General features: G+C 64.4%; 20 protein-coding genes. 8 read left to right on the forward strand and 12 right to left on the reverse strand.

Annotated elements, in window-relative coordinates; genetic code table 11:
* Positions 1-37: 37 nt before the first annotated feature.
* Positions 38-1,024, reverse strand: coding sequence for an IS481 family transposase (locus BJ994_RS13240; RefSeq protein ID WP_167994768.1), 987 nt, complete (start codon positions 1,022-1,024; stop codon positions 38-40).
* A gap of 71 nt (positions 1,025-1,095) precedes the next feature.
* Entirely contained in the window at positions 1,096-1,965 is an 870-nt protein-coding gene (locus tag BJ994_RS13245) for an NAD(P)H-binding protein (protein ID WP_167994770.1), read from the reverse strand.
* Between the two features lie 84 nt (positions 1,966-2,049).
* Between BJ994_RS13245 and BJ994_RS13250 the strand changes: the two genes are divergently transcribed.
* Positions 2,050-2,784 carry a helix-turn-helix transcriptional regulator gene (locus BJ994_RS13250; protein WP_167994772.1) on the forward strand — a complete coding sequence of 245 codons (735 nt, stop codon included), beginning with the start codon at positions 2,050-2,052 and terminating at the stop codon, positions 2,782-2,784.
* Between the two features lie 55 nt (positions 2,785-2,839).
* Here the strand turns inward: BJ994_RS13250 and BJ994_RS13255 are convergent, their stop codons facing one another.
* Positions 2,840-4,042, reverse strand: a complete 1,203-nt coding sequence (locus BJ994_RS13255) for a mechanosensitive ion channel family protein (RefSeq protein WP_167994774.1) — start codon at positions 4,040-4,042, stop codon at positions 2,840-2,842.
* A gap of 77 nt (positions 4,043-4,119) precedes the next feature.
* The gene (locus tag BJ994_RS13260; RefSeq protein ID WP_167994776.1) at positions 4,120-5,079 is read right to left on the reverse strand and encodes a helix-turn-helix transcriptional regulator; all 960 of its coding nucleotides are present in this window, start codon (positions 5,077-5,079) and stop codon (positions 4,120-4,122) included.
* A gap of 94 nt (positions 5,080-5,173) precedes the next feature.
* Between BJ994_RS13260 and BJ994_RS13265 the strand changes: the two genes are divergently transcribed.
* Entirely contained in the window at positions 5,174-5,575 is a 402-nt protein-coding gene (locus tag BJ994_RS13265) for a VOC family protein (RefSeq protein ID WP_167994778.1), read from the forward strand.
* 74 nt (positions 5,576-5,649) lie between these two features.
* On the opposite strand, the gene BJ994_RS13270 is transcribed toward BJ994_RS13265, so the two are convergent.
* The gene (locus BJ994_RS13270; RefSeq protein ID WP_167994781.1) at positions 5,650-6,465 is read right to left on the reverse strand and encodes a CPBP family glutamic-type intramembrane protease; all 816 of its coding nucleotides are present in this window, start codon (positions 6,463-6,465) and stop codon (positions 5,650-5,652) included.
* 97 nt (positions 6,466-6,562) lie between these two features.
* Between BJ994_RS13270 and BJ994_RS13275 the strand changes: the two genes are divergently transcribed.
* The 4 genes from BJ994_RS13275 to BJ994_RS13290 all read left to right on the forward strand — a co-directional run bounded on the left by BJ994_RS13275 (position 6,563) and on the right by BJ994_RS13290 (position 10,028).
* Complete coding sequence (locus tag BJ994_RS13275) at positions 6,563-7,876, forward strand: DUF2252 domain-containing protein (RefSeq protein WP_167994783.1); 1,314 nt, start codon at positions 6,563-6,565, stop codon at positions 7,874-7,876.
* A gap of 134 nt (positions 7,877-8,010) precedes the next feature.
* On the forward strand, positions 8,011-9,396 hold the full coding sequence (locus BJ994_RS13280) for a dihydrolipoyl dehydrogenase family protein (protein ID WP_167994785.1): 1,386 nt from the start codon (positions 8,011-8,013) through the stop codon (positions 9,394-9,396).
* 108 nt (positions 9,397-9,504) lie between these two features.
* Positions 9,505-9,801, forward strand: a complete 297-nt coding sequence (locus BJ994_RS13285) for a hypothetical protein (RefSeq protein ID WP_167994787.1) — start codon at positions 9,505-9,507, stop codon at positions 9,799-9,801.
* A complete protein-coding gene (locus tag BJ994_RS13290; RefSeq protein ID WP_167994789.1) occupies positions 9,798-10,028 on the forward strand; it encodes a DUF6480 family protein in 231 nt (76 codons plus the stop codon). The genes BJ994_RS13285 and BJ994_RS13290 overlap by 4 nt, the downstream gene beginning before the upstream one ends.
* A 136-nt stretch (positions 10,029-10,164) precedes the next feature.
* Here the strand turns inward: BJ994_RS13290 and bioB are convergent, their stop codons facing one another.
* Positions 10,165-11,262 carry a biotin synthase BioB gene (bioB, locus tag BJ994_RS13295; protein ID WP_167994791.1) on the reverse strand — a complete coding sequence of 366 codons (1,098 nt, stop codon included), beginning with the start codon at positions 11,260-11,262 and terminating at the stop codon, positions 10,165-10,167.
* A gap of 145 nt (positions 11,263-11,407) precedes the next feature.
* Here bioB and BJ994_RS13300 point away from each other — a divergent pair, with 145 nt between their 5' ends.
* Positions 11,408-12,007: a uracil-DNA glycosylase family protein gene (locus BJ994_RS13300; RefSeq protein ID WP_167994793.1), complete on the forward strand. Its 600-nt coding sequence runs from the start codon at positions 11,408-11,410 to the stop codon at positions 12,005-12,007.
* Between the two features lie 22 nt (positions 12,008-12,029).
* Positions 12,030-12,566 carry a TetR family transcriptional regulator gene (locus BJ994_RS13305; protein ID WP_167994795.1) on the forward strand — a complete coding sequence of 179 codons (537 nt, stop codon included), beginning with the start codon at positions 12,030-12,032 and terminating at the stop codon, positions 12,564-12,566.
* A 25-nt stretch (positions 12,567-12,591) separates the two neighbouring features.
* Here BJ994_RS13305 and BJ994_RS13310 read toward each other — a convergent pair whose 3' ends face one another.
* The 6 genes from BJ994_RS13310 to BJ994_RS13335 all read right to left on the reverse strand — a co-directional run bounded on the left by BJ994_RS13310 (position 12,592) and on the right by BJ994_RS13335 (position 18,836).
* Positions 12,592-12,900 (reverse strand): PRC-barrel domain-containing protein, encoded by a 309-nt coding sequence (locus BJ994_RS13310; RefSeq protein WP_245192295.1) that lies wholly within the window; start codon positions 12,898-12,900, stop codon positions 12,592-12,594.
* A gap of 344 nt (positions 12,901-13,244) precedes the next feature.
* Complete coding sequence (locus BJ994_RS13315) at positions 13,245-14,306, reverse strand: iron-siderophore ABC transporter substrate-binding protein (RefSeq protein WP_167994797.1); 1,062 nt, start codon at positions 14,304-14,306, stop codon at positions 13,245-13,247.
* A gap of 115 nt (positions 14,307-14,421) precedes the next feature.
* Positions 14,422-14,841, reverse strand: coding sequence for a ChaB family protein (locus BJ994_RS13320; protein WP_167994799.1), 420 nt, complete (start codon positions 14,839-14,841; stop codon positions 14,422-14,424).
* 84 nt (positions 14,842-14,925) lie between these two features.
* Positions 14,926-15,888 carry an ATP-grasp domain-containing protein gene (locus tag BJ994_RS13325; RefSeq protein ID WP_167994801.1) on the reverse strand — a complete coding sequence of 321 codons (963 nt, stop codon included), beginning with the start codon at positions 15,886-15,888 and terminating at the stop codon, positions 14,926-14,928.
* Positions 15,889-15,916: 28 nt separating this feature from the next.
* A complete protein-coding gene (locus tag BJ994_RS13330) occupies positions 15,917-17,497 on the reverse strand; it encodes an AbgT family transporter (RefSeq protein ID WP_167994803.1) in 1,581 nt (526 codons plus the stop codon).
* Between the two features lie 19 nt (positions 17,498-17,516).
* Positions 17,517-18,836, reverse strand: a complete 1,320-nt coding sequence (locus BJ994_RS13335; RefSeq protein WP_167994805.1) for a M20 family metallopeptidase — start codon at positions 18,834-18,836, stop codon at positions 17,517-17,519.
* Positions 18,837-18,910: the final 74 nt, after the last annotated feature.

Raw genomic sequence — 18,910 nt, forward strand, 5'->3', positions numbered from 1 at the left:
GGCGCTGAGAACCATCCTTCGTCCAAGAGAGGCGTTACTAGCTGTACTGACCCGGGACGTTAATCAATCGAGTGAAGGGCGGCTGCTTGTTGCATGCGCTGTGAGGGCGATGTTGGTTGTAGTGATGCAACCACCTCTCGAGCGCATCCCGGCGTTCCTGCTCTGAGCTGTAGCAGCGGGCGTAGGCCCAACCGTCTGCCATGGTCCGGTGGAAGCGTTCCACCTTGCCATTCGTCTGTGGCCGGTAAGGCCGCGTCCGCTTAGGACGAATGGCGAGGGCTTCACAGGAGTCGCGCCACAGGTACGAGCGGTACGCGCCGCCGTTGTCCGACAGGACACGCTCGACCGTCACACCGCGCTGTGCGAACCACGCCACCGCCCTGCGCAGGACGCCGACCGAGGTAATTGCGCGCTCATCGTCATGAACCTCGGTGTACGCGACGCGCGAGTGGTCGTCGAGCACGGTGTGAACGAAGGCGTACCCGAGCTTGGGGTTTCCTTGTTTGTTCTTTGGCCTGTCTGGAGTCGCGGAGCGGTTCTTCCCCCCTTGTCGGCGGCCGACGTAGCGCCAACCGCCGCCGTCAGGGATGTTCCCGAGCTTCTTGACATCAACGTGCACGAGCGAGCCGGGGTGGTCGTGCTCATATCGTCGGATCGGCTCGCCCGTGGCGCGGTCGATGTAGATGAGTCTATTGAGCCGCGCGGTGCGCAGAATGCGGTGCACCGTCGACGGGGCAATGCCGAGCCGAGCGGCGAGTTGAACGGGGCCTTCGCGCAGGCGCATCCGCAGGCTCACGCAGCGCTTGGTCACCGCCTTGCTCGTCTTGTTCGGCGAGATTCTGGGTCGCGATGAGCGATCGAGCATGGGTTCTCCCGCGAGATACCTTCCGACCCATCTCTTCACGGTGGGCCATGAAACTTGAAAGCGGGCTGCGACCTCGCTGATGGGCCATCCGCCCTCGACGACGAGGCGGGCGACTTTGAGCCGGTGGCGCGGAGTCAAGGCCGCGTTGGCATGTGACATCTGTGCTCCTAGGTTGAAGTGGGTGGCCCCGGACCGGGGCCACCCACAGTTGATCCGGTCATCTGATCGCTTCAGAGGAGGGGGACGAGCTCCTCACGGATCCAGCTCCGCAGTGGGGTCGGGGTGGTGCTGACCATCGAGCGTTCCTGCTCGGGCACGAAGCCGTCTCGCAGCCCGGCGGACATCCCCAGCACCGCGTCCGCCATGGCGGACGGCATACCCGCCTGGAGGTACTGCTCGCGCATCTGCTCGTCGGCGATCCGCTCGACGCGCACCTCTCGACCAAGCTCTTCCGTGAGGGTCTTCGCAACTTGGGTCCACGACAGGTCCTCGGGGCCGTGGACGGCCTGGACGCGGCGTCCGCTCCACTCGCCGCTCAGCAATGTGAGAGCGGCAACTTCTGCGATGTCCCGCGGAGCGACCCAGCTCATCGGAGCGTCGACGGGCAGCACAGTCTGGAGCAGCCCGGCCTTCACCGACTCCGCCTCGAACAGCAGGTTGGTGAAGAAGTAGCCGCACCGCAGATGCGTGAGATCCGCGCCGCAATTGTCGAGGGCGACTTCCGTCTCCGCAAGCCCGTCGATCTCACCCGCACCGTACCGCTTCTCCGCACCGACGCTGCTCTGGAAAACAACCCGTCCGATCCGGTTCGCCTCAACTGCGGCGACGATGGACTCCGTCGCACGGCGATAGTCAGCCATCGGATCAGAAGACTCGGCGGGCGGGTCGACCCAGTAGACGGCGTCGACGCCGGCAGTGGCGGAAGCGACCTGTCTCGGCTCGCGCGAGTCCATCGTCACCAGCTCGACGTGCTCGGCGAGGGAGGCGGGGATGTTCTCTGGGTGGCGGGTGAGCAGCATCGGCCTGACGCCTGCCCGGATGAGCATCCGGGTCAGATGCTGGCCGACATTACCTTGAGGTGTCGTGACGGCGATTTTCATGGAGTTCCCTTCTTTCCGTTCGTGATTCCACGCTAGAAGCAAATGCGGCCCCATACTGGCCGCATCTTGGGCGATCATGGATCTATGGACTCGCCATCGACACGGTCACTGGAGTTACTGGCGCTTCTCCAGCCAGGGCGGGAGTGGACCGCCCACGACCTCGCAGTCCGCCTGCAGGTTAGCGAACGCACCGTGCGCCGGGACGCGATGCGTCTTCGCCGCATGGGTTACGACGTCGACTCTCGCCCGGGCCCAGGTGCTGTCTACGCACTGCGGCCGAGCATGAAAATCCCGCCGCTACTGCTCAGCGCGGACGAAGTCTCAACGATCATCACGAGCCTGCTGGTCCTCGAAGCGTGGCAACCCGACGACACCACAGCCGCAACCGCGCGCACAAAGCTCGAACAGGTGCTGCCTCGGGGCCTGCAGCGGCGCGCCGGAGCGGTGGCGCTGTCCACACAGGTCCTACGCGAAGCTCCTGCGTCCGTGGACTGGCAGCTCGTCGGCACGATCGCCGACTCCGTAGCAACAGGTGCGCGCCTCGCCTTCGACTACACGGACCAGCACGGCCGCTATACGCGCCGAACAGTCGAGCCGTATCGACATCTCCTGCGGCGGCAGCACTGGTACCTCATCGCCTATGACCTCGACCGCGACGACTGGCGTCTCTTTCGATTCGACCGGATGCAAGCCTCCACAACCTTGCCCGGGCCACATGAGCGTCGCGACTTCCCCTGGGATTCCATTGAGGACTGGCTCACAAGCGACTTCGGCGCGAGCGACGCACGCTCAACTAATGTCTCCGGTCAGTACAACTAGCGCCCGCTCGATGCAAGGGTAGCGACCTTCGCCGGACGCGATCAAGGAACCGGGCTCAGGACGCCTTCCGGGCCTCACGCTCGTCGAGCGCGTCCTCTCCAGGACCGCTGAAGTCCTCACGACGACGCTCGGCTTCCGGTGAGCCGGTGAAGAGGCGCCCATCGCGCGGGTGGTGGCCGGCGACGTCGTCGTTCGCGGTGTGGGGGGCCGAGGAAGAAGATGACGACGACGCCGTCACCGCCTCCCAGCGCTGGCGCGGCAGGGCGTCGGGGAACCGGGTCTGGATGAAGCCGACCATCTTCTCGCGGACGAGGCATTGCAGGTCCCAGAGCGCGCCGCTGTCCGCTGCGCTGACGAGGATCCGCGCGCGCACCACGCCGTCGGTGGCCTGGGTGATCTGGAGGGTGCCGGTGCGGCCGTCCCAGAGGTCGGAGGCGTCGAGGACCTCGCGGAGGTGGCTGCGCATCTGCTCGATCGGCACGCGCCAGTCGAGGTCCAGTTCCACGGTGCCGAGCAGCTCGGAGCGGCGCCGCGTCCAGTTCTCGAACGGCGTCGACGTGAAGTAGGTAGACGGCAGAATGAGGCGCCGCTCATCCCAGGCCTGGACCACCACGTAGGTCATGGTGATCTCCTCGATGGTGCCCATTTCGCCCTCGACGAGCACGACGTCGTCCACCCGGATGGCATCTGTGAACGCCAACTGCACACCGGCGAAGACGTTGCTCAGCGAACTCTGTACCGCCAGGCCGGCCACGATCGAAATCAGACCGGCGGAGGCCAGGATCCCGGCGCCGAGCGCCCGGACCTCATCGATCGTCAACAGCACACTCGCCAGCGCCAGGGTGATGATCACGGCCACGGCAACGCGCCGCGCGAGCATGATCTGCGTCTTGAGCCGCTGGCCGCGCCGGTAATCCCGGCCCGAGTTCTCGTAATGGCGCAGCACTACCGTCTCGATGATGGAGAGCACGGCAACCAGCAGCCACGCCAACGAGAAGATCAGCGCCAGCACCAGCACGTAGTCAACCGGCGGGAACCACGGGGTGTCCCGGGCTGTGGCGCCGAGCGCAATCCGGATGCCGAGGACGGCGAGCACCGCCTGCAGCGGACCCCGCGCCTTCCGCGTCACTTCCTGGATTTTGGGGACCTTGCGCAGGGCGTGGGTGGCTACCTTGCGCAGGATCCAGCCCAGTACGACGGCGGCAAGCACCGCGCCCGCGATGGCAAGGATGGGAGCAATCGCCTCAAGAAAGTCCATGGTCCTACCGTCTCAGAGGTCCCCGGGGGTACGTCCAATCCGCCTCTTCAGCCAGCCGTTCTCGTCAGGGGCGGTTTTCAGTCCTGTTTCGGCGCAGAGCCATGCTGCCTGATCAGTTCGGCGCCGATGCGGGCGAGTTCGACTCGCAGTGCAGGGGGAGCGAGCACTTCGACCTGCTTGCCCCATCCGGCAAGTTGCTCCGCCAATGCAACCACGAGGTTGGCGCGTACCTCTACAGTGAGCCGGCCCTCATCGCCTCGGCTTTGGACCCTGCAGTAGCGTCCAAACTGTTTCTGCAGGATCGGGGCGATCCAATTGGGCACCCGCAGGAGTGCAGCCACTTCCGACCGAAGGCCCTCCACCGTTTCCGTATGGAATTTCCAGTAGGAAGTCAGTTCAAAGTCAGCCGGTTCATCAAAGAACTCGTCAGTACCGGCCACCTCCTCGAGCCGCGATACTCGATACGTACGACGGCCACGCGCACCGTCGGCGACGAGATACCAGATGCCGGACTTCGCGACGAGACCTAGAGGGCGAAGCTGAAGTTGGTCCCGGTCTCCCCCGCGGGACGTATATGACACGATGATTGACCGCCGCTGGACGACTGCGTCGCGAAGCCGATCCAACCCGACTGCCGCTTCACTGGACTGTTCGCCCCACGCGGCGTGATCGTAATGAATCGACGTGGCCAGCCGATCCGCTTCGGTGCGCATGGACTGGGGCAGAGCCTGGATTAGCTTCATCGTGGCAACCCGAGTCTCAGGACTCGACAAACCCGCAGTGCCGAGCAGCCAGAAGAGAGCTCTCGATTCATACAGGGACAATCCGGACAGATTTGTCTGCGCGCCACCGACAAGTTGCCAGCCCCCTCCGCGCCCCGCTTGCACGTAAACAGGGATCCCCGCTGCCGACAATGCCTCAAGGTCGCGGCGCGCGGTCGCCAGGGAAACTTCCAACTCGGCGGCGACCTGAGCTGCAGTCACCCGCTCCCGAGACTGCAGGAAAATCAGGAGGGCAATGAGCCGGTCGGCACGCATGTTAAAACTATCCCAGAAAAGTGCTCATTGGATGAGTACTTTGACTGCCACAGTAGAACGTGTAGATGAACAAACTCGACGAAGGGACCAGACAATGACGACTCTGCAAGGCCTGACCACAATGGTGCTCACGGCCGACGACGTCGACGCCGCGGCAGACTGGTACGCGACAGCCCTGGGCATCGACCCGTACTTCCGCCGACCGGAAGAGGGTCCGGCTGCCTACGTGGAGTTTCGTCTCGGGCCGGACGAAGACGAACTTGGAATAATGGATCGCAGCTACGCTCCATCGGGCTCATCTGGGACGGGCACTTCGATTACCCATTGGCAGGTCAACGACATCGAAGCTGCGGTAGCCGACCTCCTTGCTCGCGGAGCGACTACCCACACCGCCATCACCGAACGCGGCGGCGGCTTCACGACCGCATCGGTGGTGGACCCATTCGGGAACGTGCTCGGGCTGATGCACAGCCCTCACTGGACCGGAAAGCACTGAACTTTCCGAAGGGCCGGTACCCGCCGGTGCCAGCCCTCCGGCATGACCGCTGACTGGCGCCCCGACAAGCCCGCTCAGTACAGGAAGATCGCGAACCACTCGCGGTTGTGGGCGTGCAGCAGTACAAGGAACAGCACGAAGTCGAAGAGCAGATGAACGCTCACGATGTAACTGAGCGACTTCGTCTTCGAGAAGATCCAGGCTTGAATCAACGCGAACGGGTAGATCAGGAACGGCCCCCACGCGTGGAAACCGAGCTCCCACAGGAAGGACGTGAACAGCACCGCCTGCAGCATATTCGCCTGCCAGTCCGGCAAATGGCGCCGCAGCAGCGTGAACGCCGTGCAGATGAAGAACAGCTCATCCCAGATCCCGAGCACGTTGGTCCCGAGGAACAACCGCGCGATGGTGTCCGCATCAGACGCCGCGGGCCAGTTCTCATACACACCCGTCGGAATCATGTACACGGGGAGCAGGAAATATCCGATGACGACGACGGCGAGCAGGTACCAGCGCTCGGTCCGGGTCCACTTCTGGCCGGTAAGGACGGGGAAGCGGATCGCGTGGTCCTTGAATACAAACCTCGAGAGCAGGTACGGCACCGCCACGGCGAAGATCATCGCGGCGCCCATGATGGTCATGTGGCTGAAGCTGATGTCCGTGGTGATGGGTACGGCACTGATGATCGCCAGCCCGATGGCCAGCAGGATCAGGTCCTTGAACAGCGCCCGTCCGGAGAAATACGCCACAACAAGCGCCGCGACGAGCACGGCATAGCCGATCAGCCGCTGCTCCAGCGCGAACATTGTAAACCCGGACACCGAAACAAGCGCGGCGGAGATTACCGGCAACACCCGGGGGCGGGCGTCGATGCTCGCCGTTTCAATCATGCTTCGAGCTTACGCCTGATCCGGGGCTGTTGCTCAAACCCAGCTGAGGGCTGCCGCCGTCGTCGTCGTTTGGAAGGCGTCGGCCTAGACTGGCGCAATGGGAGACAACGAAGACCGCCAGTTGCTCATTGCCGACACCCTCGTGGAGGCATTCAAACCGCTCATGGAGGCGGACGCGCACGGCTTCCGGACGAAATTCCGGAAGATGGCCGCCGATCCGTTCGCGTTCTACCGCGGCAGCGCATGCCTCTTCTACGCGGATATGCGCGAACTGGAGGACAAGTGGGCGGACGAGAATACGGGCCGGGTCTGGATCCACGGCGACCTCCACGCAGAGAATTTCGGCACCTACATGAGCAGCACGGGTGAGCTCACGTTCGACATCAACGACTTCGACGAGGCCTACCTCGGCCACTTCTCCTGGGACCTTCGTCGGTTCACCACCTCCCTAGCGCTGATGTCCTGGCAGAAGGCGCTGCCCGCCGAAGCGGTCCGCAGCCTCGCGCGGACGTACCTTTCGGCGTACCTGGAGCAGGTCAAACATTACGACGACGCCGGCCAGGACGACTTCGCGCTCCACCTTTCCAACACCTCCGGCACCATCCACCGCGTGCTCCTCGCCGCCAGGGCGTCACGCCGCACCGACCTGCTGGACGCGATGACCCTCGTGGAGGACCATGAACGGCACTTCCGCGACAACAGCAAGACCCGGCGCCTGGACGAGGCGGAGTACGAGATGGTCTCGAAGGCATTCGAGGGTTACCTGGCCACCATCCCGGAAGACAAGCGGTCCAGCCGCGAGATTTTCTACCACGTGAAGGACATTGTCGGCAGCAAGGGGTTCGGCATCGGCAGCGCAGGATTGCCCGCCTATAACGTGCTGATCGAGGGGTACAACGAGGCGCTGGAGAATGACATCATCATCTCCATGAAGCAGGGCAACGTCGCCGCGCCCAGCCGCATTGTCACGGATGAGCGGGTGCGTTCCTACTTCGAGCACGACGGCCACCGCACGGTCATCAGCCAGCGGGCGCTCCAGGTGCACACCGACACCTTCCTGGGTTACACAACGGTGGACGGCGTTGGCTTCGTCGTCGACGAACTTTCCCCTTACAAGGCGGACCTGCGCTGGGACAACCTCACCGAACCGGATGAGATCGAGCCGGTACTGGTGGACCTCGGCCGTGCGACGGCCAAGGTGCACTGCGCTTCGGACCAGGACAGCGAACAGGATCTCGTGGATTTCCAGACCGAGCGCGCCATCATGCAGGCGGTCGACGGGCGGCGTGACGAGTTCATCGACGACATCATCGAATTCTCGATGGACTACGCGCAATCGGTCCGTGGCGATCACGCGCTCTTCGTCGATGCGTTCCGCGAGAACCGCATCCCGGGCGTGCCGTCCACCTGAGCGCATCGCACCCAAGAGAGACTGCATCGACTCTCCCCAAATGGTTCTTTTGGGACGGGATTTGGCTCCATAACGACCATTCGGGGAGAGTCGATGGGTAGGGGAGAGTCGATGAACGAAAGCGGGAGACATACATGGACTTTGACCTATTGGTGATCGGCGCCGGGCCGGCCGGCATGGCCGCGGCAATGCGCGCCGCCGAGCTCGGGGCCCGGACCGCCGTCGTCGAACGCGCCCGGCTGGGCGGTACCTGCGTGAACTCGGGCTGTGTGCCCACCCGTGTACTCGCGAAGACGGCGAGGTTGTACCGGGAGGTGCGCACCGCGCAGGACTACGGGATTGTGGTCCACGAGCCGGCGGTGGACTGGACGCAGCTCATCAAGCGGGTCCGCGCCACCGTGGACCGGGTGCTGGAAGCCAAAGCGTACGACGACGCCATGGGCCGCCTCGGCATCACCCACCTGAGCGGGGACGCGGCTTTCGCAGGGCCCAATGAAATCACCCTCGACGGCCGCTCGATCACCGCGACGTCCATCATCCTCTGCGTGGGCGGCAGTGCACGCAGGCTGCCGATCCCCGGCGCCGAGCACGCCGTGCTGCCTTCCGACGTACTCGACCTGACCGAGCTCCCCGGAGCAGTAGCGATCATCGGCGGCGGCCATACCGGCGCGCAGCTCGCCACGATCTTCGACGCGCTCGGCTCCCACGTAATCCTCCTGGACCTCGCGCCGCGCATCCTGCTGACTGAGGACCAGGACGTCGCCGCCGCCGTCACCGACGGCTTCCGCACCCGCGGCGTGCAGGTGGAAACGGGTATAGGCGGCGTGGACGGCATAGACGAGCACGACGACGGCGGCCTCGAGATCCGCTGGCACGGCACCGATGGCGACCACTCGGCGCGGGTTGACGCCGTCGTCATGGCGGCCGGCTGGCCGGCAAACATCGACGGACTGGGCCTGGACGCTGCGGGCATTGAAGCGGGACGCAGCTCCATCCCGGTGGACAACTACCTGCGCTCGAACGTGCCGCACATCTTCGTTGCCGGTGACGCGAATGGAACGTCGATGCTCGTGCAGGCGGCCGTCTTCGAAGGCGAGACGGCAGGGGAGAACGCCGTGCTCGGTGCTCACCGCACCACGCCGCACCATCTCCTGCCCGAGGGTGGGTTCACCGACCCGGATTACGCCGGTGTGGGCCTCACCGAAGCGGCGGCGCGGGAGCGCGACGACCGGTGCGCCGTCGTCGTCGTTCCCTATGGTTCGGTGGAGCGGCCGATCATCGACGAGCGGGAGCAGGGGTTCCTGAAACTCGTCACGGACCGGCACCGCGAACTGATTCTTGGTGCGCATGCGGTGGGTGAGAACGCGGTCGAGGTGATCCAGGCGGTGGCGTCCGCGATGGCTGCCGGGACTGACGTCGCGACGCTGGCGCGGGTGAAGTTCGCGTACCCGACGTACAGCTCGATCATCGGGTATGCCGCGCGGGCGGTGCTGCGCGGTGAGGGGAAAGACTCCTGGTGAGCAGACTGCTACTGTGGGACGAGGATCACTACAAAGCTGGCTTATGAATGCAGGAGGGGTCGACGGCGGGCTGCCGCGCCCCTGGCATGACAGCTGGGAGGAGTAGCTATGGGCAGCGCAGAGAAGAAGTTTTCGGCAACCGAGGAATCGGACAGCAAGCACCCACATGACTGGGGCAGGGCCATGGCTGTGGCGATCAGCCGCCTCGTGGACATGGCGCATGAGGCCGGCGACGTGGTGGAGAACGAGAACCTCTATGGCGAGGACCTGCACCTTTACGTCACTGAGACCGAGCATGGCGCGAACATCACGATGTCCTGGACCCCGCGCGAGGCGCCCCGAGAGACCGCGAGCGATCCGAACGCCGATTCGGGCAGCGCGTCGAACAGCCAGGAGCAGTCATGAGCAGCCAGAACCCGGATCCGGACGAGGAAAAGATCACCGGACTGGAGCCGGGCGGGGGTGTTCCTCCCGGCGAGACCCCACCCGCCGAAGCCAGCACCGGTGGCCCGCAGGGTCATGAGGAGAACGCGCCAGGCAAGGCCGCGTCCCGGATCTGGCTCGTGCTTATCGGGATTGTTGTGCTGCTGGGACTGCTGTTCTTCGTGGGCTATATAGCGGATTTCTTCTGACATCGAGCCACCCCTGAGCGCCGGCTGCGAAGGCTGCCGGTTCCAGTGACGACGCACCCGCGGGTATAGCGCCGAGCAGCAACCCGTGGTCGCGCTCCAGAAGGCCCGTCACGCAGGGGCACGCACGACGCCGGCGCTAGACGTTGGGGGCAAGTTCCGTCCCTGCCCCTCGCTGGCGGATGGCGGGTTCCTGGGCTCGGGCGTGGCCCGCCCCGCCGTCGTCGGGCTGCCCTGGGGCTAGCTGTCCCGGGGCATGCCGCACTGCGGCATGCTGTCCCGGCGCCAGGACGACGAAGCCGGCGTCGGCGATCATGTCGAGGTCCGCTTTGGCTTCCTGGCCTTCGCTGGTCAGGTAGTCACCGAGGAAGAGGGAGTTCGCGACGTGCAGGGCGAGGGGCTGCAGAGAGCGTAGGTGCATCTCGCGGCCCGCGGCCATTCGCAGCTCGGTGTCCGGGCACGCGAAGCGGACCAGCGCGAGGATGCGCAGGCACTGCGCGGGCGTGAGCAGCCAGGTGTCCTCGAGCGGGGTCCCTTCGAACGGCATGAGGAAGTTCACCGGAATGGAGTCGGCGCCGAGGTCGCGGAGCGCAAAGACGGCGTCGATGAGCTCGTCGTCGGCCTCCCCCATGCCCACGATCAGCCCCGAGCAGGGTGAAAGCCCGGCGTCCTTGGCCTTGCCGGCGGTGTTCACGCGGTCGGCGTATTCATGCGTGGTGCAGATGTCCGCGTAGTTCCATTCGCTGGTGTTGATGTTGTGGTTGTAGGCGTCAGTGCCCGCGTCCCGCAACCGGTCCGCCTGCCCGTCCTTCAGGATGCCGAGGCAGGCGCACACCTCCACCTGCGGGTGCTCTTCCTTGAGCCCGGCCACCATGGTTGCAACGCGCTCCACGTCCCGGTCCGTTGGGCCTTTGCCGCTGGCCACGAGGCAAACCCGTGAGGCGCCCGCGAGTATTCCGCAGGAAGCCTGCTCGGCTACCTCGTCCGGCTTCAACCACGTGTACTTCAAAATCTGCGCGGCGGAACCGAGCCGCTGCGAGCAGTACGTGCAGTCCTCAGGGCAGAGACCCGATTTGAGGTTAACGAGGTAGTTCACCTTCACCGTGTTGGCGAAGTGGGCGCGGCGGAGGGTTGCGGCCGCTGCCACCAGATCGAGGAGGGCGGCGTCGTCGGAAGTCAGGATCGCGAGGGCCTGCGCGCGGGTCAGGGCGCCTCCGCCAAGCTGTTGGTCGGCCAACGCCGAGAAGGAATGAACACCGATTTATTGAACACCGTTCAATAGTGTTCATCCGGACGTGACTTGTCAATCGGGAATGTCCCTTCACGGGTCACCCACCTCAGGAACGCTCAAGGACTCGTACAGACGCGGATAGAGTGGAGGTATGTTCCTTGACCGCCCCCAAGCCCTATCTGACAAAGCGGTCCTCGAAGGTCGCCGATCTCAACTGGCCACCGCTCCGCACATCCAAAGCCTTGAACAATGGCGCGCCGACTACGTGGCCGCGCGATCGCTGCGCATTCCGCATTTCGATCCCGACGATGCGGGCGATCAGGCGCGTGTCCTGTTCGTGCTGGACCGTCCACCGGAAGAGGTGCTATCCGAGCAGGGTTCCGGTTTCGTTTCCGTTGACAACCCTGACAGCTCCGCTGAACGGTGCTGGATCGAACGCGATGCAGCCGGTCTGCACAACGAGGTCCTCATGTGGAACCTGGTCCCTTTCCCTGCGTCCAGCCCAACTGCCGATGACCGGACAGCCGGCGCCAAGGCCCTGGGCTCGGTGCTTCGCCTCCTGCCGCGGCTTGAGGTGGTGCTTCTGTGCAGCGATATGGTGCAGCAGACGTGGGAGCGGCACCTCAGGGACCGCGTGCCTCGCGTGATCGCTATCAAGGCTCCGGGGGTCGGGCCGCAGGCACTATCGCGCAAGACGAAGCAGGAAGAGCTCCGGAAAGCGGTACTCCGCGCGAAGCGCCTGGTCGGTTAGCCGCACAGGTCGGGTATCGACAATGGCCCTGTCCCGCGAGCAGATCATCGACGCCGCACTGAAAGTGCTCAACAGCTACGGTTTCGCGGATTTGTCCATGCGCCGGCTGGCGAGGGAACTCGATGTCCAACCCGGCGCACTGTACTGGCACGTGAAAAACAAGCAGGATCTCCTCACCGTGGTTGCCGAACGCATCCTGGAACCGGTCGCATTTCGCAGCAGCGGGATTGAGAAGGACTCAATCCGGCAGGCGGCTGAGGAGATTCGGGCCGCCCTTCTGGCCGTGCGTGGCGCGGCCGATGTCGTCTCACTCGCCCAGGCACTGAGCCCCAACCTGTTGCTGCCGAGCCTGGAATCGCTATTTGGCAGCCTGGATGACAGGCAGGCACGCTGGGCGGCGCGGGCGCTGGTCCATTACATTCTGGGCGCGGTCGCCGAAGAACAAACGCACGCCGAACTGGCACAGGCGGGCTTGCTCCCGGAGAACACCCCCGACGACGACGCCGCCGCCTTCCGTTTCGGCGTCGACCGGCTTGTCGTGGGGCTGCTTTCGGGCTAGCTTTGGCCATGCGCCGGGGCGGGCGCTACAGGTTGTAGTAGGTCCTCAGCAAGTCTTCGTCTTCAGGAGTCAGACCTTCCTCGGAGGAAAAGTCCGGCGAACCCTTGATCACGTCCTTGGTCACTGCCACGAACAGGCTGTCACCATCGAGCCTGGAACCGGCCAGCGGTACAAAGTTCTCGCGCGAGTTCAGCAATCCCAAGCCCACGGTCACCCAGGCTGGTTCACCGGAGACGCCGTCGAGATGAACCTGGGAGACGTTTCCCAGCTTCTCACCGTCCACATCCCACGCCGTCGCTGCCTGTAGTTGTTCGAGTTCCAGCTGCTCCATCATGCCCTCCACTGCTCGATAACAAGTACGCTTACCATCCCAGCTTAGTGGAGCACCGAAGGCAACGCCCGGGAGTTCGCGTGGTTGAGATCAGGCGAATCATCGTGGGTCCGCGATGGGCGTGTGAGAGGCTATATCCCTCGCTGAAAATTGCCTGCAGAGTGCACTTCGCAGGCATTCTGCAGTTCGCAGCCAGAGCGCACTTCGCAGGCATTGACTGCGATGAGTGCAACGCAGGCACTTTCGGTGAAGACACCCAGTCGCACCTTTGAAAGAATGCAAAAGGCGCCCCACAGAAAGTGGAGCGCCCTTCGCGCGGCGGTGCCGCCGTCGTCGTCGTCGTACCTTTACTGCTCGGCGGCTTCGGCTGCCTCGTTGAGCATCGGCAGCCACTCATCCAGCGCCCAGATGAGGCTGATCGGGTTCGCGGCGGACAGCGAGAGGGTGCGGGTGGGGTTCGTGTCCGCGACAAGCGTGCCGTTCTCGACGGCGGGGATCTGGCTCAGCAGCGGATCCTCGGCGATGGCCGTGGCCACCTCCTCGCTGTCTACTGAGGTAACGAAAATGTCGGACTCGAGTTCGTTGGCGCGTTCGGCCGCCCAGGGGAAGTAGAACGAGCCTCCGGCGGCGTCGAGGTTCTCGGTTACGACATCGGCCTCAACCATGCCGAGCTGGGTAAGGAAGCGAGGACGGTTGTCCCCCGAAGCGTAAATGCCGATGGGCTCAGGACCCTGCGGTGCCAGGTTGCCCCAGATGAACGTCTTGCCTTCAAACGCCGGGTACTCCGCGGAGGCTTCCTCGATGGCGGTTTCGGTCTCCGTGACAACTTCCTCAGCCTTCTCGGACAATCCGAGGGCTTCCCCGATGATGCGGGTGGAATCCTGCCAAGCCGTACCAAACGGCATCTCCGGGTAAGCGATAACCGGGGCGATCTCACTGAGGGTCTGATAGTCCTCCTCGGTGATGCCCGAGTAGACAGCGAGGATAACGTCAGGATTGGTCGCGGCGATCTCATCGAACGCGATGCCATCGAGTTCGGAATACTGAACCGGAGCGTTCTCGGAACCGATGGGCGCTCCGAGTTCTTCGAGCTTGGCGTCCTTCCACGGCGTGGAACCGTTCTCGTTCTGCCCATACTCGTCAAGCGGCATACCCACCGGTACCACGCCCAGAGCCAGGCTCACATCGGCATTGACCCAGGAAACCGTCGCGACCCGCTCGGGCTTCTCCTCAATGACAGTCTCACCGTAAACATGCTCGATGGTGACCGGGAAGGCATCCGCGGAGCCGGCTTCATTATTGCCAGCCGCTTCGGTGCCACCGCCAGCGGGGCCCGTAGAGCATGCGGAGAGGGACAGAACGGTGATGGCTGCTGCGGCTATCAGACCGCGCAGGCGTGTGGGGGCCATGAGGGCTCCTGACTTTCGTGACGGGGAGTGGACGAGTCGGACGGACCGTCGTGTACGAAAGTAAGGCTAACCTATCCTCGATGCTATTACGAAATGTTTATGTTGCGTAATACTCTCAGTCCCGGGCCTTGCGGGTCTCCTTGTTATTCGCTTTCTGGATGGCGTCGACGAGTTCCTTCTTGCTCATCGACGATCGCTTAGGAATGTCGAGCTTCTTGGCGACGTCGTACAGGTGTTCCTTGGTGGCACTTTCATCCACGCCGCCCGCCGTCTTCTTGTTCGTGGACCGGCCGCCCTTGGCCTGTTCGTCGGACGGACCCTTGTGATCCTTTTCCTCCCAGTGGTCGCCGACCTTCTCATGCGTGTGCTTGAGCGCGCTGTACGCCGTGCGGTGCGCGCGTTCGCCGTCGCCGTACTGGTCCTCGGCGGAATCCAGCGTCTTCGCGTAGGTTTCCTGCGCCTTTTTGTCCGACCGCTGCAGGGTGCTCGGCAGTTCGTCGGTCTTGACCTTCCCCTTCTTCGTCACTTTCGGCATTGCGTCAGCTCCGTTCGTTCGAGGTTCGCCTGGTCTTCCCGACACTATAAGTGCACTTAGTAACCCGCAAGGCCCTGTCCGTCTCTAAACCTGCGCGGCGGCTCCCGCCAGGTACTTCGCCAGGGCGCCGGGTGCGGACCTCGGCGCTTCGGCTTCGACGGCCGCGTTGTAGTTGGTATTCGTGTTCACGTCGTAGGTGAGGATGCGTCCGTCAGCGGTCTCCATGAACTCGATACCGCAGACCTCGATGTTGTTCCGGCGGGCAAACTCGACGTACTTCTCAATGATCGGGTGGTCGAAATCCCGGCGGAGACTGAACAGCTGCTGGTCCGCCTCGGGTTCGATGGTGGCTCCTGGAGGCATAATCGGCTTACCCGTGGTCGGATCAATGGCGCAGGCGTCCGCCGGGCAGAGCTGGAAGCCGCCGCGTGCCGTGTCCGCCTGGATCGCGTAGATGAACTCGCCGCCTACAATCTCCACCCGGGTGATCACCGGCTCCGCTGCCTGGATGTACTCCTGAACCAGCGTGATGCCGTCCTGCGGTTCCTCGAACTCGTCCGAAGCTACGTACTCCGCGAGATCGTCATGACTCTCGAACTTCCGGACACCGAGGCCTTTGCCGCCCTGGTTGTGCTTTGTGATGAACGGCGTCGGGAAGTCCTTCGCCGCCTCGAGGATCCGATCCCGGCCAATCGCAGCCACAGTGCGCGGGGTGTCGATGCCGGCCGCCTTCAGCGCAGTGAGCTGGTCGATCTTGCTCATCTCAAGTTCGAGGATGCGCCGTCCGTTGATGGTGCGCCGTCTGTGCGCTTCCAGCCAGGAGAGCACTGCCCGGGTGTAGTCCTTGGACAATCCGTGGTCCCGCGTATGGGCGGAGGCACTGATCCGCGACCAGAAGATGCCCTCCGGCGGCGTCGAGTCGAGGTCAAGCACCCCGTCCGTCAGCAGCCATTCCTCGAACTCGAGGCCTTCCTGCTCGAAGGCCCGCGCGAACGGCGGAAACCACTCGGGGTTCTCGTGCAGGGCATAGATCTTTTGCGCAGTCATATCCGATGCAACGGTGCTCTCAGGCAACCTATTCCGATGCCGGGAGGTAAATCCCGTTGCCTGGCCCCATGGGAATCTCGAAGAAGAAGAACACGCTGAGGATCGCAACCCAGGCCAGCCAGAACGGAACCACGAACGGCAGCATGCGGGCAATCAGCGTTCCCAATCCAGCAGCCGGTTCGTACTTCCGGAGCATGGCGAGAAGCACGATCATGTACGGGTTGAGCGGCGTGATCACCTGTGTCGCGGAGTCACCAACGCGGAATGCGCCCTGGATGAACGCCGGCTCATACCCGAGCAACACGAACAACGGAACAAAGACCGCCGCCATCAACGTCCACATCGCCGAACCCGAGATGATGAACAGGTTCAACAGTGACGCCAACAGGATAAACCCGAGGATGGCCGGGTAGCCCGTGAGGCCAATCGCTTCGAGCCCGCCTGCACCGGCCACCGCAATCCACTGCCCGATTCCGGACCAGTTGAACAACGCGATGAACTGCCCCAGGATGAACGCCAGCACAAGGAACCCGGCCATGTCGCGGATCGCCTGGCCCATCACGCGCGGCACGTCCTTGCCACTCGCTATGGTGCCCACGAGCTTCCCGTACACGAGTCCCGGCACCACGAACATGGTGAAGACAATGAACACGATCGAGCCCAGCAGCGGCGAATCGGGCAGGAACGCACCCTCTTCGTTGCGCCACGGGGAACCCGGAATGGTCACCGACACAGCAATGGCCGCCGCCAGTACGACGCCGGTGATCATCGCCCAGCGCAGGGCTTTGGTTTCGCGCGGGTCGAGTTCGGCCTTGAGGTCGGCCGCCGCGGTGGCGGGGGCGTCGTCGTCGTTGGCTACCTCGTCCCGAGAGATGCCCTGGCGGTTCAGCCGCGGTTCCAGCACCTTATCGATGATGAAGCCGGAGATGACCATGAGAACCAGTGACGAGACCACGTTGAAGAAGTAGTTCGAAACGGGCGTGACGGGCGAGCCGGCGTTGGGCAGAGTCTCGGTGACCGCCGTCGTAATCCCGGCGAACAGGGCGTCGAGGCTGGTGACCAGGAGGTTGGTCGAGTAGCCGGCGCCGGCCGCCGCGAAGCCTCCGAGCAGACCGGCGACGGGATGCCTGCCGGCCGCCTTGAACACCAGCGCGGCAAGGGGCGGGATAACCACGAATGCAGCATCGGACATGATCGAGCCCAGTACGCCGACGACACCGACGGCGTACGGCAGCGCCCAGCGCGGCGCCGAGCCGAAGGCTTTCCGGATCATCGCCGCGAGAAGCCCCGACTTCTCCGCGACACCGACCGCGAGGAGGATCGGCAGCACCGTCACGAGCGGCGGGAAGCCGAGGTAGTTCGGGCCCAGGTTCTGGGTGAGCCAGGTGAGCCCCTCGGCGGTGAAGAGGCCGCGGATCCGCGTGATCTCGTCGCTGCCTGGAACCTGAACCGTGACGTTGCCCCAGGCCATCGCGGTGGAGACAACTGCGGTGATCCCGAAAAGGATGAGGAAGAGCATGAACGGTTCGGGCAGTTTGTTGCCGACGCGTTCAACGCCATTGAGGAAGCGGTCGGTGAAGCTGCGCCGGGAGACGGCTGAGGATGTCACGGGTGCTCCTAAGGATGGTTCAGTCGAAGTAGGCGGGGACGTCAATCGCCCCGCCCTGGAATTCGAACTCGTCGCGGACAGCCTGCTGCAGGGCCGGATCGCACAGGTAGTCCAGAGCGGTGAGCGCCAGCCCGGCGGCGCCGTCGTACGCTCCGCGTTCCGCTGCTTCGGTGTTCGCTGCGGCCGCGAACTCGCGGGTGTGCAGGGCCGTACCGGAGTCCGCGATGCTGATCAACGGGTGGATACCGGGAATGCGGTAGCTGACATTGCCGAAGTCCGTGGAGGCGGCGAGGGTATCTGAGACGACGCCGGCCGGAAGCGGACTGCGCCCCCTCCCCTGCTGCGCCTTGACCCAGCGGCCGGTCAGGGCGGTATTGGTCCTGATGGGCAGCGACGGCGGGTGCTCGTCCCACAACAGTTCGACGGCGGTGCCGGTCATCAGGGCAGCGCCGCGGGCAACGTCCCCGAGCCGGGCACTGAGGTCCTTCAGCGTCTCCGGAAGGCGGGAGCGAGCGTAGAGCTTCAGGACCGCGCGGTCGGGAATGATGTTCGGGCTCTGCCCGCCCTCGACGACGTTGGCGTGCACCCGGTCCGACGGCGGCAACTGCTGCCGCAGCAGGCCGATCCCCTGGTAGGCGAGGCTCGCGGCGTCGAGCGCGTTGCGTCCCATGAAGGGCTGGGCTGAGGCGTGCGCGGCAACGCCGGTGAACGTCATGGTGAGCAGGCGGCGGCCGAGCCAGGCCTGGTCGGCGAGATCATAACCATAGGGATGGACCATGATCGCGGCGTCCACGCCGTCGAACGCCCCATTCCGAGCCATCACCTCCTTGCCGGAATACCCTTCCTCCGCGGGTGTGCCGAGGAAGACCACCTTTCCCTTCAACCGGTTCTTGACCGCTGCGAGGGCCAGGAAGGCGCCGACCCCCGTGGCCGCGATGACGTTATGGCCGCAGGCGTGGCCGATGCCGGGAAGGGCGTCATACTCACTCAGTACCGCGATGGTGGGGCCGGGTTCCGCGCCGTTGATTTCAGCGCGCAGTGCCGTTTCGACACCGTGGACGCCGGCGGTGGCATCGATGCCATGCCTGGCCAGGACTTCGGCCAGGACCTTGGCACTGTTGTGCTCCCGGTACGCGGTCTCAGGGTTGGCGTGAAGGGTGTGCACAATGTGCGCGAGGTCTTCCTTCAGCGCTTCGATCCGCTGTTCCACCTCGGCGGCCAGTTCCGGTGGAGCGCCCTCGAACCGTGACTCCTCGGTTGTTGCAGTTGCCATCTTCCGCCGGGTCTCGTTGGCGATGGACGTGAGGAAGGCCGGGTCCGGCACAGTCGGTTCCGTCATCTTGGTAGCTTAGGCAACTATCGCCGGGATAGGCAGGGTGCACGGGAAACCGGAGGTAATAATCTCCCCCCACC

Origin of the sequence: Arthrobacter pigmenti (genome assembly GCF_011927905.1) — a bacterium.
GTDB lineage: Bacteria > Actinomycetota > Actinomycetes > Actinomycetales > Micrococcaceae > Arthrobacter_D > Arthrobacter_D pigmenti.